15 protein-coding genes are annotated in these 15,059 nt (G+C 36.8%); 9 read left to right on the top strand and 6 right to left on the bottom strand.

Annotated features, from left to right (window positions below; translation table 11 throughout):
* Positions 1-27 precede the first annotated feature (27 nt).
* The 4 genes from ACTJJ9_RS01830 (at position 28) to ACTJJ9_RS01815 (ending at position 2,880) form a co-directional block, all read left to right on the top strand.
* Positions 28-783: a carbohydrate ABC transporter permease gene (locus ACTJJ9_RS01830; RefSeq protein ID WP_370877266.1), complete on the top strand. Its 756-nt coding sequence runs from the start codon at positions 28-30 to the stop codon at positions 781-783.
* A gap of 27 nt (positions 784-810) precedes the next feature.
* Positions 811-2,181, top strand: coding sequence for an ABC transporter substrate-binding protein (locus ACTJJ9_RS01825; RefSeq protein WP_440768421.1), 1,371 nt, complete (start codon positions 811-813; stop codon positions 2,179-2,181).
* A 153-nt stretch (positions 2,182-2,334) separates the two neighbouring features.
* Positions 2,335-2,574 (top strand): hypothetical protein, encoded by a 240-nt coding sequence (locus tag ACTJJ9_RS01820; protein WP_255451984.1) that lies wholly within the window; start codon positions 2,335-2,337, stop codon positions 2,572-2,574.
* A 150-nt stretch (positions 2,575-2,724) separates the two neighbouring features.
* Complete coding sequence (locus ACTJJ9_RS01815; protein ID WP_186324277.1) at positions 2,725-2,880, top strand: hypothetical protein; 156 nt, start codon at positions 2,725-2,727, stop codon at positions 2,878-2,880.
* A gap of 50 nt (positions 2,881-2,930) precedes the next feature.
* Here ACTJJ9_RS01815 and ACTJJ9_RS01810 read toward each other — a convergent pair whose 3' ends face one another.
* The 3 genes from ACTJJ9_RS01810 to ACTJJ9_RS01800 form a co-directional block, all read right to left on the bottom strand.
* Positions 2,931-4,934 carry a DUF6449 domain-containing protein gene (locus ACTJJ9_RS01810; RefSeq protein ID WP_145583895.1) on the bottom strand — a complete coding sequence of 668 codons (2,004 nt, stop codon included), beginning with the start codon at positions 4,932-4,934 and terminating at the stop codon, positions 2,931-2,933.
* Positions 4,909-5,811, bottom strand: a complete 903-nt coding sequence (locus ACTJJ9_RS01805; protein WP_145583893.1) for an ABC transporter ATP-binding protein — start codon at positions 5,809-5,811, stop codon at positions 4,909-4,911. Before ACTJJ9_RS01805 ends, ACTJJ9_RS01810 begins: the two co-directional genes overlap by 26 nt.
* Before the next feature lie 483 nt (positions 5,812-6,294).
* Positions 6,295-6,714: a GntR family transcriptional regulator gene (locus tag ACTJJ9_RS01800; RefSeq protein WP_145583891.1), complete on the bottom strand. Its 420-nt coding sequence runs from the start codon at positions 6,712-6,714 to the stop codon at positions 6,295-6,297.
* Between the two features lie 255 nt (positions 6,715-6,969).
* On the opposite strand from ACTJJ9_RS01800, the gene ACTJJ9_RS01795 reads away from it, so the two are divergent.
* Entirely contained in the window at positions 6,970-8,859 is a 1,890-nt protein-coding gene (locus ACTJJ9_RS01795) for an ABC-F family ATP-binding cassette domain-containing protein (protein ID WP_145583889.1), read from the top strand.
* A 94-nt stretch (positions 8,860-8,953) separates the two neighbouring features.
* Here ACTJJ9_RS01795 and ACTJJ9_RS01790 read toward each other — a convergent pair whose 3' ends face one another.
* Positions 8,954-9,940 (bottom strand): inorganic phosphate transporter, encoded by a 987-nt coding sequence (locus ACTJJ9_RS01790; protein ID WP_095300563.1) that lies wholly within the window; start codon positions 9,938-9,940, stop codon positions 8,954-8,956.
* A gap of 46 nt (positions 9,941-9,986) precedes the next feature.
* On the bottom strand, positions 9,987-10,601 hold the full coding sequence (locus tag ACTJJ9_RS01785; RefSeq protein ID WP_095300564.1) for a DUF47 domain-containing protein: 615 nt from the start codon (positions 10,599-10,601) through the stop codon (positions 9,987-9,989).
* Between the two features lie 148 nt (positions 10,602-10,749).
* Between ACTJJ9_RS01785 and ACTJJ9_RS01780 the strand changes: the two genes are divergently transcribed.
* From ACTJJ9_RS01780 to ACTJJ9_RS01765, 4 genes are all read left to right on the top strand, one after another.
* Complete coding sequence (locus tag ACTJJ9_RS01780) at positions 10,750-11,232, top strand: GyrI-like domain-containing protein (RefSeq protein WP_145583887.1); 483 nt, start codon at positions 10,750-10,752, stop codon at positions 11,230-11,232.
* Positions 11,233-11,359: 127 nt separating this feature from the next.
* On the top strand, positions 11,360-12,214 hold the full coding sequence (locus tag ACTJJ9_RS01775) for a manganese catalase family protein (RefSeq protein WP_095300566.1): 855 nt from the start codon (positions 11,360-11,362) through the stop codon (positions 12,212-12,214).
* A gap of 204 nt (positions 12,215-12,418) precedes the next feature.
* Positions 12,419-12,847: an SRPBCC family protein gene (locus ACTJJ9_RS01770; protein WP_145583885.1), complete on the top strand. Its 429-nt coding sequence runs from the start codon at positions 12,419-12,421 to the stop codon at positions 12,845-12,847.
* A complete protein-coding gene (locus ACTJJ9_RS01765; RefSeq protein ID WP_145583883.1) occupies positions 12,848-13,183 on the top strand; it encodes an ArsR/SmtB family transcription factor in 336 nt (111 codons plus the stop codon).
* Positions 13,184-13,674: 491 nt separating this feature from the next.
* On the opposite strand, the gene ACTJJ9_RS01760 is transcribed toward ACTJJ9_RS01765, so the two are convergent.
* On the bottom strand, positions 13,675-14,952 hold the full coding sequence (locus ACTJJ9_RS01760; protein WP_145583881.1) for an MDR family MFS transporter: 1,278 nt from the start codon (positions 14,950-14,952) through the stop codon (positions 13,675-13,677).
* Between the last annotated feature and the right edge of the window lie 107 nt (positions 14,953-15,059).

The raw sequence follows: 15,059 nt of genomic DNA, 5'->3' as shown, positions 1-15,059 counted from the left end.
TGCTTATTAATTATTTCCGTTGTGTTTATGATGTTTCCGATTTTTTATGCGTTTATGATTAGCTTTATGCAAGGCGGTGAGGTGCTGAAGGGAAATTTAATTCCCGATTCCTTTACATTCGCAAACTACATGACAGCATTTGAGAAGGTACCGCTTATTCGATATTTATGGAATAGCTTCTTCGTTTCAGCAATTGTGATGATTGGTCAATTAATTGTCTCAAGCTTAGCTGCTTTTGCGTTTGTCTTTATTCCCTTTAAAGGGAGAGAGTTCATTTTCTTTTTGTTTATTTCAACGATGATGATTCCATGGGAAGCGACGATGGTTCCCAACTTCTTGTTAGTTCAAAAGCTTGGCTGGATTAACGAGTATACAAGCTTAACAATACCATTTTTTGCACTAGCCTTTGGGACGTTTTTAATGCGGCAGCAATTTAAAACAATCCCAAAGGAGTTATTCGAAGCATCTCAGGTAGCGGGGATTAGTCGGTTTCGATTTTTCTGGAATATCGTGTTGCCTGTTTCGAAGACTAGTTTTATAACGTTAGGGATTTATAGCTTTTTAACAACTTGGAATATGTATTTATGGCCATTGCTTGTTACGAATAACGAGAGTGTTCGTACAGTGCAAATTGGCTTAAAGCAATTGCAATCTCAAGAAATTTCCACTGAATGGGGGGTGGTGATGGCAGCAGTCGTCGTTGTAATACTTCCGACTCTCATCTTGTTGTTTTTAGGGCAAAAACGTCTTCAAAAAGGGTTAACTCAAGGTGCAATTAAATAATTTTATGGAAATCGAGGAGGATTTACCGTGAAGAAAAAATTGTTAATCGTCATTTCTGCGTTATTTTTATTACTTTTAGGTGCGTGCTCTACTAGTACAAATTCGAATTCTTCTGAGTCAGATGTAAAAGGTGATGGAGAGGAAACTGGCAGCACAGGGAAGCAGGAAGTAGTATTTTGGCATGCGATGAGTGGAGAGCTTGAAACGGTTTTAAATGATATTGTTGCAGATTTTAATAAATCTCAAGATAATATTGAGGTTAAGCCTATTTTCCAAGGTACATATGAAGAGTCGTTAACAAAGTTTAACTCAGTTGCCGGAACTGATGATGCGCCAACAATTATGCAAGTGTTTGAGGTTGGAACAAAGTATATGATTGATAGCGGTAAAATTCAACCAGTGCAAAAATTTATTGATGAGGATAACTATGATACATCACAATGGGAAGAGAATATTTCAAATTATTATACAGTTGATGGTGAACAATATTCGATGCCTTTCAACTCATCAACACCAATTTTAATCTACAATAAGGATGCGTTTAAAGAGGCTGGATTAGATCCGGAAAAAGCTCCAATGACTTATAGTGAATTAAAAGAAGCGGCAAAAAAATTAACGAAAAAAGAAGGTGGAGAAACGACTAGATACGGCTTCTCTATCTTAAATTATGGCTGGTTCTTTGAAGAAATGCTTGCTGAGCAAGGCGGTCATTATGTAGATAATGAAAACGGCAGAAAAGGAAACGCGGAAAAAGCAACCTTTAATGACGAAAAGGGCTTAAAGGTTTTCAATTTAATTAGTGAAATGTATAAAGAAGGAACGTATTATAATGTAGGACAAAACTGGGATGATATGCGCGCTGCCTTTCAATCTGGAAAAATTGCGATGTATCTCGATTCATCTGCTGGGATTAAAGCAATGGTTGATAACTCAGACTTTGAAGTAGGAGCATCATATTTACCGATTCCTGATGACACAGAGCGTGAAGGTGTCATTATCGGCGGTGCTTCAATCTGGATGTCTAGCGGTATTGATGAAGAGAAGCAAAAGGCTGCATGGGAATTTATGAAATATTTAACTACACCAGAGGTACAAGCTGAATGGCATGTGAAATCAGGGTATTTTGCAATTAACCCTGCTGCCTATGAGCAAGATATCGTTAAAGAAGAATGGGAAAAATATCCACAATTAAAAGTAACTGTTGATCAGCTAGCTGAGACAAAGAAAAGCACAGCAACTCAAGGTGCATTAATTTCTGTATTCCCTGAATCTCGTCAAAAGGTTGTAACGGCAATGGAAAATCTCTATCAAGGAATGGATCCGAAAGAGGCATTAGATCAAGCAGCAGAAGAAACGAACCGAGCATTAGAAGTTGCGAATAAAAAGCAAGGAAATTAATAGTTAAAAACTAACCCTTGGAGGATTACACACCTTCAAGGGTTTTGTCTGTAGGTTCTATCTTATTTATGTCTTACTCCAGAAGCGATCAATGAATTTAATGAAAAATTAATTCCTGTCATTGCACATGATCGCGCTGGATTTGGAAGTGCCTTGCTAAGTGTAGGTTTGCTCGTATTGATGCTTGCCTTGTGGGGGATTCGTGAAGGAGAAGGGTGGGTTTGGTGGACATTTACTATCGGAGCAATCCCTGCATTTCTTTCTGGAATTATTACGCATTTTATTATTAACTATACCGTTTTTATTCATTTATTGCCTGCATACATTGCAGTTGCTTTATACTTAATTGGAGTTATTTTCACTGCGCCGTTTTTATTAAAGAGAACTAGATAAAAGAGGCTGCCTCAAAGTCTGGAAACAGACATTTTTGAAGCAGTCTCTTTTTTTGATTTGCTGTTTTCGCATTGCTTCAGTGAAATTTTAAGAATGGAAATGAAGAAGATGTACATAGTAAGGATGAAAACCATTTAAGGAGTGAGGCGTATGTCAAATCAAGGAATGCAAAATAAGGAGCAGACGTATAAGGAAATTGAAAAACAGCAAGGGAAAAATGATATTGAGCTAGGAAATGACTTTCAAATAGGAAATAGTGAACATCAAAGTCAAAAGAAAAGCGGAAAGCAAGCAAATAAAAAATAAACGAAAAAAGAGCTACTCACCTCATAGATTCGGGGGAGCAGCTCTTCGTGTTATTGATTAAACAAATTGCTTACCTTTTTTGGTACTCGATCGTTAGCAATCGTGACAAACCAATGTGTACCATTTGTTAAAGTGAATTTAATATAGTACTTATTTTGTGACGGATAATCTACAGAATCAATTGACTTTTCAAGTAGCTCAGTTAAGACTGCCTTGTCAGTAATCGTATGGACTGTTTCTCCCATTGGATAAATTTCTTCAATGTCATAGATTTCAAGCTCATCTAAGTTTTCGTCTACCATTGTTACTTGGGCTTGTTTAATATGGTTTATGTTAATATGAGCATCTGATAAGTATCCATGTTTATCAAGCCAGCTGGAGAGATGATTAAATGATTTGAGCCAATCGATCGGGTAACCAGATAATGGAGAGTTTTCAAAGATTTGTGTTCCGTTTAAGGTAATATAGCCCCATGCTGGTGATGGTGATAGGAAATCATCAACTGTCATATTAAGCAATTCTTCCTCTAGTATTTGTTTGAGTTCATTTATTTCTTTTTTATCATTAATGACAATTTGTTTTGCAATCGGGTCATTTGATTCGAATTCTATACTTCGAGTTTCATTCTGCAATTGTAAAAATTCAGGAAGACTTTTCTTGTATTCTTTAGAGTCCATTATTGGCTTTAGCTCATCTTCTAGAAACTGTAACGGGAGGTTGTATTCCCGAGAAAGAATCTTCCCATTTTCTAAGCGATAGGCGATTATCATGTCTTGTGAATTTAAAGAACTGTCATTGCGTTTTGAAAGAATAAACTCTTTATCATCAATAATCGATTGATGGAGATTTCTTACAGCTTCAATATATTCCTTTGATTCTGAAAAGATATCATAGTCTTTATAATCAAGAAAATCGTTTAATAGATAGCTATTTCCAAAATAAACTTCACTTACCTCGTCTAGACTAGGAATTTTCTTCTCAAAATTTAGTAAATCCGTTTTTATTACACCTAAAATAATAATGACGATAATACTAAAGCCGATTAATCCAGTAAAGGCTCTGATATGAAAGATTCTCCAAGATTTTTGCAGAATCATTTCAGCGATGATATAGCCTAAGAACACACCGCTAATATATCCAAAGATAAGCCAACCCCATACTCCGTTCGTCGTACTATAAAAATAAGTACCTCCTAATAGCATGCTGCACAGGGTCATTCCATATTTGAAAATAGGTCTTAACAATGGAAAGACGATCACATCTGTTGCTCTTTCTAAATGACGAGCCTTATAAAGCATGAGACCGATGAAAATAAGGATTATTGTAATTAAGGTATAAATCAAAATTTCCTTAGCAGTAAAGGGCATATCATAACTGTTAATATTGAGATATCTAATGAATAAAGATAAATATTCAATTTTCTTCTCAATAAAAGCTGAAGAAAAGCCGTATAGTAAAAAGGAAAAATTATAAATGATCAACGTTACTAAACCAACTGGGAGGAACAAAAATATATACGTAAGAATCGCCTGTGCACTACTCATCCCAGTCATCATACCTATTGTGATCGTGATGCTAAATAATAAGCAGGTCATAAGTAAATAAATCCCAGTCCATGAAAGAAGCTCAGAGCCTGTTAAGATTGAATTAAACTCCTTAACAGATTTTGTTACAAAAAAGGTTGTTATCGAAGTTACGATTACAGGAAGAATCAATAATAACAATCCACTTATAAGGTGGTTAAAAAAGATGGCTTCTCTTCGTATTGGCAGGCTATGGATCATATCAACGGATGCTTCATTTTGAATATATCGAAACAAAAGTAGCCCTGCTGCCACCGGAATTATAAATAAAAAGATGATTTGTAAATCTGTATTGATAAAAAAGTAATTTTGATAATCCTTAAATATGACATATTTTTGTGACGATAATTGCAGGATTTCTAAGGGTACAGCGAAAAGAAGGCATAATAAATAGGCAATGCCAATCCATCCATTTTGTCTAAAGTCTTGTTTAATAATGCTCATATTAAAGAAGGATTTCTTCGATTTCATAGCCGACATCCTCCATTTCATAGATAAAGATTTCTTCTAATGTTAGCGGTAATAAATCAAAAAGAATGACCTCAGTCGATTGAATAACCTTTTTAATTTTGTCTTCATTGCCTTTGACGATTAAAAGTAACACACTGCCGCGTTTTTCTTGATGGAGAATATGTAATTGGTTTAACAAATGCTCTTCATGTGTTGGGTCTGATAAGGCAATTTGAATTTTATGGGTATCTGATTTTAAATCATCAATTTCCTTTTCAACGATAATTTTCCCTTCATGCATAATTCCGACATGATCACATAAATCTTCAATTTCCCGAAGATTATGGGAGGAGATGAGGACTGTCATCTCACGTTCTGCTACATCCTGAAATAAAAGGTTTTTAATTTTTTTCCTCATGACCGGATCAAGGCCATCAATCGGCTCATCTAATATGAGATAATCTGGCATAGCGGAAAGTGCTAACCAAAAAGCAACCTGGCGCTTCATCCCTTTTGATAAGCGATTGACCTTGCGAGTGACATCAATCGCAAAGGCTTGCTTCAATTGTTCAAAGCGTTGCTCGTTCCAATTTGGATAAAATTCTTTATACTGTGCAGCCATTTGCTTGATCGTTGTTTGCGGAAAGAAGTAAAGAACATCTGGGATGAAAATCGTCCGTTCCTTTACAGCAATATTTTCATAAGCGATTTGATTTTCAATTTTTATCGTCCCGGAATCTTGGCGGTTAATCCCAGCAATTATTTTTAGTAAAGAAGTTTTCCCAGCCCCATTTGAACCGAGTAATCCATAGATAGAGCCCTTTTTCACTGTTAATGAAAGGTCGTTAACAGCATGGTGTTGTTGATAACTTTTACTAACGGAATGAACTTCAATCATATGTTTATCCCCTTTTGTTTTAAATGTTAAATGATGGATTTACCATTTTTTGATTTTTTCCCTGGTAAAGAACACCTTCATTTCCTATGCGTCTTGTGCTTGTCGGGGCTGAACGAGGCGCTTCCGCTTTTCTAAGATGTCTAGCTGCGGCGCCTAGCGACTAGTAAACTTCACAATCCTCCTTACGATAAGTCAACATCGAATCGCTAGCGCTCTCCGTGTTTCCTTTATCTCATACGGATTGCTCCAGTTTATACGTCGCTGTTCAAGGAGCTTCCGCTTTTCGAGATGTCTAGCTACAGCGCCTAGCCCCTCGAGGTCACAAGCCACATAGGAATTGAAGGCAAAGAACACCTTCATTTCTTTTGCGTCTTATGCTTGTCGGGGTTGAACGAGGCGCTTCCGCATTTCTAAGATGTCTAGCTGCAGCGCCTAGCCCCTCGAGGTCATAAGCCACAAAAGAATTGAAGGCAAAGAACACCTTCATTTCTTTTGCGTCTTATGCTTGTCGGGGCTGAACGAGGCACTTCCGCTTTTCTTATTCGGGTGTGCCTTTTCATAGATTTCATATAGGTCTTCTTTTGTTAGTCCAAGGTAAATGGCTTCTGCAATTAGTTTTTGGATATCTATTTTTAGCTCTGTTAATTTTTGTTCATTTGATACAATGTTAATTTTTGAAACAAAATTGCCTTTTCCTTTAATCGAATAAATATAGCCTTGTTGTTCTAGCTCGCGATAAGCGCGTTGAATTGTATTTGGGTTAACGGTTAATTGACTTGAGAGCACTCGAACTGATGGTAATTGTTCATCAGGCTTTAAAATTTGATTAATAATTAATTCTTTAATTTTGTCTACTAATTGTTCATATATGGGTTTTCTGCTCCTCACATCTAATTGAAACATGAGTAACCCCCTTTGTATTAACTGTATTAATATTATTAGTACAGTTAAATTGTATATGGGAAAAATGGAAAAATCAACAAGATTTTAGTTGTTTTTATAACTATTATTTTGGGGAAATGCTTTAAAACATGGCTTTGGTTGTATGATAAAAACTGTAGTAGATGACTTGATATATTTGTAAATCGCTTATCGTAGCATTTGATCCCTATTTTGCTTTACAATAGGTACATACTGTAATGAAGGATTGGATAAAAAATGAGTATATTACAAGTTGAAAATTTATATAAAACATATGGGGACAAGGTTTTGTTCGATCATATTTCGTTTACGATTGAAGAAAAGCAACGAATTGGCCTAATCGGGGTTAACGGAACAGGGAAATCGACTCTGTTGAAGGTAATCGCTCGGATTGAATCAGCGGATGAGGGGGAAATTACCCATGCAAATTCGATGAGAGTTGAGTATTTACCACAGGACCCGGAATTAACGGAAGGACTAACAGTTCTTGAACAAATTTATTATGGTGATGCCGAAATCATGAAGGTGATGCGAGAGTATGAGCTTGCCTTATCAGAGCTAGAGTTAGATCCAGAAAATGAAGCAAAGCTAAAGTATTTGATGCAAATGCAGCAAAAGATGGATGAGCATGATGCATGGGAAGCGAACACGGTAGCAAAAACGGTGTTAACAAAGCTAGGGATTAATGATTTTTCTAAGCAAGTAACGCATTTATCAGGTGGGCAAAAAAAACGGGTTGCAATTGCAAAAGCGCTTATTCAACCAGCTGATTTATTAATTTTAGATGAGCCAACAAACCATCTAGATAATGAAACGATTGAGTGGCTTGAAGGGTTTCTTTCTGGGTATAGAGGTTCAATCCTTTTGATTACACATGATCGTTATTTCTTAAATCGTGTAACAAATCAAATATTTGAGCTTGATCAAGGAAAGCTTTACACATATTCGGGGAACTATGAGGTTTTCTTAGAGAAAAAGGCAGAGCGCGAAACGAATGCGGAGCAAGCTGAAACAAAGAGACAAAATCTATTAAGACGAGAGCTTGCGTGGATTAGACGTGGAGCAAAGGCGCGTTCGACAAAACAGAAGGCGCGAATTGACCGATTTGAAGAGCTTAAGGAACAGAAGGGACCTGCAGCTAAAAAGGATTTAGATTTTGCAATTGGCTCAACGCGCCTAGGGAAAAAGGTTATTGAGCTTGAGCATATTTCAAAATCGTATGATGGAAAGACATTAATTTCAGACTTTAGCTATTTAGTAACACCTGGTGAACGATTAGGGATTATTGGACCGAATGGCAGCGGAAAATCAACGCTATTAAATATTATTGCGGGGAGAATTCCTGCTGATCAAGGAACGATTGAAGTCGGTGAAACAGTCAAAATTGGCTTTTATACGCAAGAGCATGAGGAGATGGATGAGAATCTTCGCGTTGTAGAATATATTAAGGAAACAGCTGAAATTGTTCATACGCTTGACGGGCAGATTATAACAGCGGAGCAAATGCTAGAACGATTCCTATTCCCACGCTCAGCTCAATGGACATATATTCGTAAATTGTCTGGAGGAGAAAGAAGACGTCTTTATTTGTTAAAGGTGTTAATGGAGGAACCGAATGTACTTTTCCTTGATGAACCGACAAATGATCTTGATACACAAACATTAAGTGTGTTAGAGGATTATCTTGATCAATTTCCAGGTGTTGTATTAACTGTTTCCCATGATAGATATTTCTTGGATCGTGTTGTCGAACATTTAATCGTGTTTGAACAAAACGGACAAATTCTCCGTTTCCAAGGCAGCTACACGGATTATATGGAGGATGCAAGGCTTAAGGAAATGATGCAGGAAAAGGAAACTCCTAAAGAAAAGCCTTCTCATAAAAAGGAGAAGAAGAAACGGTTAAGCTACAAGGAGCAGCAGGAATGGGAGCAAATTGAAGATGTGATTGCAGGACTTGAGCAGAGGAAGGAACAGCTTGAACAGGAAATTGCTGATGCCGGAAGTGATTTCGGAAAGGTACAAGAGCTGTATAAGGAGCAAGAAGAGGTTGACAAAAAGTTAGAAGAGACGATGGAACGTTGGGAAGAGCTATCATTACTCGTTGAAGAAATCGAACAAGGATAAAAAACATATAGAAGGGGCTGCCTAAAAAAATGAGGCGAGCCCCTTTTTGTTTGTTGGAAGAGACACTTTCAGACAGTCCCACACTTTATTTGTTCTATAAGAAAAAATTGATAATTGTTATAATGAGCCCTGCGATTAACGCTGATATTGGAAGGGTAATGACCCATGTTGTCACAATTCTTATTGCGACCCCCCAATTTACACCACGGAAACGCTTAGCTGAACCAACACCTAAGATTGAAGAGGATGACACATGTGTCGTCGATACAGGTAAGCCAAGCATCGTCGCACCTTGTAAGACTGCGAATGATGATAAATCAGCTGCAAATCCATTTATTGGCTGCACCTTGAAGATTTTCTTTGCAACTGTTTTGATAATCCGCATCCCACCAATCATTGTTCCAAGCCCGATAGTCGCAGCGCACGTAACCTGAACCCAAAATGGTACATCTAATGTCGATTGGAACCCACCGGCAACTAAAGCAAAAACAATAATCCCCATCGTTTTTTGCCCGTCATTTCCGCCATGAGAATAGGCAGCTAAACCTGAAGCAACAATTTGAAAGCCGCGTAAGCCACGTGTTGCGCGATGAGGGTTTAAATTTTTTAATAAAAGGGCTAATATTTTCATCAGAACAAAACCAACGCCAAAGGCTAAAAATGGCGAAATAATGAGCGCTTGAATAATATCGGTAAATCCTTGCCAATTAATTGAGTTAAGCCCAGAGCCGAAAATAACAGCTCCAGCGACAGAACCAATTAATGTATGAGAGGATGAAGATGGAATCCCATAATACCATGTGAAAAGATTCCAAAAAATTGCTGCAATTAACGCTGCGATCACAATGTATAAGCCGTTTTCAATTTGAAAGGGATCAGCGATTTTTCCCCCGATTGATTTGGCAACTGCTTGTGATACTAAAGCACCGATGAAATTTAAGACCCCAGCATAAATAACCGCAAATCGAGGGGATAATGCTCTTGTTGATACAGACATCGCAATCGCGTTTGCTGTATCATGAAACCCATTAATGAACTCAAAGATTAATGCAAGTATAAGGATGATAACAATAATTGTCATTTGAACCTCCACTAACAGTTAGATTGTGTCGTAGTATGTGGGAGCGCTATGCGTTTTTCATAATAATTGATTCAAACGTATTAGCGACTGTTTGGCAAAAGTCTGCTATTTCCTCTAAATCCTCATAAATTTCTTTATATTGAATGATTTTGATTGGATCCTTTTCTACCTCAAATAAATGTTTAATGGAACTGCGTAGCAATTCGTCACATTTTGATTCTAGCTCTCTAACCTTGATCGCATGTTCTCTTATAGCAAGCAATTTTTTTGCAGAAAGGAGCTCGATCGCCTTATCAATTTCATCTACACATTTCTTAATTGCTTCGACAAACTTATTCATATATTCATCAACTTCCAAGACAGAATACATTTCAAATAATGAAGCTGTATGTTCGATACCGTCTAAAATATCATCTAAATTCATTGTTAACGTCAGAATATCTTCTCGTTCAATAGAAGTAATAAAAGCGTTATGTAAATCCTTTGTCACCTCATGTACTAACGTATCTCCCTTTGATTCAAATTCCTTCATTTTTTCAGAAAAGATTTTAAGGTCATTCGCATTCTTCAACTTATAGTCGGCAAAGTAATTTGCACTTTCCTTTAAATTGGCTGATATCCCTGTTAAGTGAGTAAAGAATTTATCTTTCTTTCTTGCCATTTTAGTCCCTCCACTTTCCTTATTTCTTGTAGTTTAACTTTAATATTACCTATTAGAATAATCCGATTCATTTTCATTAAAGGAAAATATCGAATAGAGGAGAATTAAATAAGTAAAAGATTTCCATATTAGGGAAGGGGATAGAATCATGACAGTTGAAATTAGAGAATTACCGAAATATGAGATTGCCTATATTAGAAGAGTTGGAAGTTATTTTGAGCCACAGGATCATTGGGGGAAATTATTAGACTGGGCGATACGTAATGATTTAGTTCCACCTAACCAGCATTTTATCGGGATCTCCTTAGATGACCCGAATATTATTGAAGGGCATCAATGTCGGCATGATGCATGTGTCACAATCCCTGAAGGATTTGCAAAGGAAAGCCATAAAGAGGTCGAATTCAGACAGCTAGATGGTGGACTTTATGTGATGTATCCCTTCTATGATCAGGTGGAAAAATTAGTGTTTGCTTATCAATATGTATTTGAAGTTTGGCTGCCTACTAATAGTGAGTATGAGGCTGATTATTCGAGAAACAACCTTGAATTCAATCAAAATAACCCTGCCGACGATCCCGAAGGCAAGGGGAAAGTGGATTTATTTATTCCGATAAAAGAAGTTGTATAAAAGGTGAACAACATCCCTCCTATTTTATGCATACTCATTTTTTCGTTCATGAGATGTGGATAAAAAATATATGTATGGAAACGATAAAAGGGAAATTTGAATCGAGAATCCATTAGGAGGGTATGAATTGTATTTTTATAGAGAAGATTTAATCAATATGATTGTTCCTGACAAGCCTGATCCAGAAGCTGCAAAGGTCCTTCAAGAAACATTAGGTGGAAGATTTGGAGAAATGAGAACGATGATGCAATTCTTCTTCCAGAGCGCAAACTTTCGCGGGAATCAAAAGCAATATCGTGATTTAATTAGAGGTGTTTTCTTAGAGGAAATCAGCCATGTTGAATTAGTGCAAACGACGATTAACCAGCTTTTAAATGGAGCGGGAGAAGATGCGGTTGGTGCAGAGGGAAGCACTAGAGCACCGCTTGAGGATGCAATCAAGCATGCGAATCCACATCATTTTATTATGGGAGCACAAAGCTCGCTTCCGGTAGATGCTGCAGGGAACCCATGGAGCGGAAACTATGTTTATAGCCATGGAAACTTAATTAGTGATTTATTAGATAACCTTGTTTTAGAATCGACTGGTGTATTACAAAAATCAAGAATTTATGAAATGAGTTCAAATAAAACGTTTAGAGAAACATTAGCATTTTTAATTGTTCGTGACAATGCACATCAAAATGCATTTGCGAAAGCGTTGGAAACATTAGGGGTAGATTGGGCTAAAATTTTCCCTGTTCCGAACTATGATATTAACAAGTATCCTGAATGTCGAAAATATGTAGAAATGGGCTTCCATAACGCTCAATTTAACTTTAGATTAGATGATACTCTCATCGGACAAATTTTCCAAGGAGAATCTCCAAGTAGGAATGATGGAACATTACAAGTTGTTCCGCCACCAAAAGGTTATCCAGTACCGGTAATGCCAGAAATGCCTAATGAACATAGTCCTGGTTTAAACGATTTAAATACTTAATTCTCTAAAATAATGGAGTGGCTGACCAAATCGTATTTGATTTGGTCTTTATGTTGTCAAAAAGAAAGGTCATGTACATAGTGAAATGATGGTAAATCTTAACTAAACGAAATAAGTTCATTGACATGAAACCAAATGGTGTTATATGATGTGTAATATAAAACCATTTGGTTATATTTTAGGAATGAAAGGAATAACAGAAATATGAATTCAAATGAACAATTACAGGATATTACACAAACCGTTATATTAAATGCATCCATTCAAAAAGTATGGGAAAAGGTATCGACTGCAGAAGGAATTGCTGCTTGGTTTATGCCAAATGACTTTGAGGCAAAGGAAGGACATGAATTCCATGTTCAATCACCGTTTGGCCCATCACCTTGTAAAGTGTTAGAAATTGATGAACCAAATCGACTTTCTTTTGCATGGGATACAGACGGTTGGATCGTTACATTTATTTTGAAAGATTTAGGAGATAAAACGGAATTTACCCTTATCCACGGTGGCTGGAAGGAAGCAGAAAGTAAAATTTCGAAAGCAAATGAAAAAAGCTCTGTTATTCGTGATCGTATGAGCAAAGGCTGGGTTGGCATTGTAAATGAAAATCTGAAAAAGGCAGTTGAAGGATAAATGTCTCAAGCAGCAGAAAAACATGACGTTTTTCAAGCGATCGCTGACCCGACAAGGCGTAAAATTCTCCAATTACTATCGGAACAGGAATTACCTATTTCGAAAATATCGTCTCACTTTCCAATGAGTCGAACAGCTATTGTCAAGCATCTAACGATTTTATCGGAGGCGGAGCTTGTTCGCGGGGAAAGAAAAGGGAGAGAAAAGATCTATCAATTACACCCTGAACCGTTAACAGAAGTAAAGCAGTGGCTCTCCTATTACGAACAGTTTTGGACGAATAAACTATCAATTCTTAAGTATATGTTTGAACATGATGAGGAGCAGAATGAGTAGATAGAACAAAAGGTAGATTTCTTAAGGTGATAAAAGAAGATGAAATTAGGATAGAACGTGGTTGGAATTTAGTACGATCATCTTTAAAGAATACAAAACGAGGCTGGGACATAACGAATATATTTCTATGAAAACCGAACATTGCTTATTTCAAAAAACTATAAAGAAAAGACTCTTTACGAAGAGGTCGGTTTTTTGTGCAAACTTTATTAAGGTTGATTGGAGCGTAAGTGCGAGACTCCTGCGGGATGCGTGGGAGAGGTGAGACCTAAGCAGGTTTACACCGAGGAGGCTCACCACCCACCCCGCGGAAAGCGAGTACTGCACGAGGAAATCAACCAGAACGACTACTAGTAAAAAGCAACAATGTATACAAGTATTGCTACTTACAAAAAGGACACGAAGTTTAAAGCAGAATTCCAAATTATAGTTCGGATTTTTTTATGTTGAAAATCTTTTGTCCCAACCTCGTTTTTTTGCCTTGAAACCAGTTAACTAGCTTTCACATAGTTGTTCAGCTTTTGCTCAGCCATTTGAAACATTACATAATATAAATAGCCGCTAATAAGAGCTAGAATTCCTAACATAACAAAAGTCGGCAAATAGCCAAACCATAACGACATCGGGATTGCAACTGGTGCGATTGTTCGACCGATCGTGTTTCTCAAACTAGCTGCTGCAAAATATTGTCCTCTCATATGCTCAGGAGAGATTTTTGAAACGAAGGTTTGTTGAATCCCTGCTGTCATAAGCTCGGCAAATGTAAACAAGCCCATCGCGAGGATAATAACCCATACGGATGTTGAAAGACCAAATGTAGCGATCGCAATCCCATAGATGATTGATGATACAACGAAGACATTTTTCTCCTTATATGTATTCATCCACTTCGTCACGATAATTGTAAATAAGGCAACTAAAAGACCGTTTTCTGAAAGAACTACACCAAATAGCTGCTCCCCAGACAATGTTAGAGACCAATCACCGAAATGGAACATATTTTGTTTTTGAACCATTTCAGTTATATAAACTGGTAAAAGCATATCCAATTGCATAAAGGTAAGAGCCACTAATACACCTGCAATGATATACAATAAAAATGCCCGATCGTTAAAAATAATCTTGTAATCCTTGATTTGTTGCATAATCATGCCATACCATTTTCCAGATGAATTTTGCTGCTCTGTTTGATACACTGGAGCTGTCTCTCTTGTGTTTCTTTTTAATAAATAGGAAAGCAGTAAACAAATGATTCCGGATATACAGAGAACCTCAAATGGATAACGAACATAGAAAATCGCTCCTAAAATAGGTCCGATAACAACAGCTATATTAATAGATGTATAGAATATAGCAAACACGCCACTTCGATGTTTTTCATCGACTACATCTGTAACCATTGCTTGGGATGCTGGCCAATAAAATGCTCCGAAAACACCTGCTAAAGAAAAGAAGACGAATCCTAATAATGGCATATCTAGCCATGGTGAATTCGTAGAAGCAAATAAAATAAAGGAAAGTCCTTGGCCAAATGAGGAAAGAACCATCATTGTTTTGCGACCATATTTGTCAGCGAAATGCCCTCCCATTAAATTTGCAAGAACAGAAAATAATTGGGAAATAATCAATAGTAATCCAGCAAGCTCTTTACCAAATGCATTGGCAAAATAAATCGTTAGAAACGGAAAGAACATCCAATAGGTAATGTTCATTAGCGCTTCACCAAATAAACGAATTTTAAGGTTTAAATCCCAATCTCGTATTCTCATCGCAGCACCTTCAATCAAGTATATAATGTCCCATCATACTCTTTCGAAAATCGAAATACAATAGGATAACTTAGAGAAATTGATTTTTGAATATAATAAATTGTCAT

This window comes from Metabacillus sp. 22489, from assembly GCF_052044855.1.
GTDB lineage: Bacteria > Bacillota > Bacilli > Bacillales > Bacillaceae > Metabacillus > Metabacillus niabensis.
Note: the sequence above shows the minus strand (reverse complement) of the source record. Positions and strands in the feature narration are given on the sequence as shown.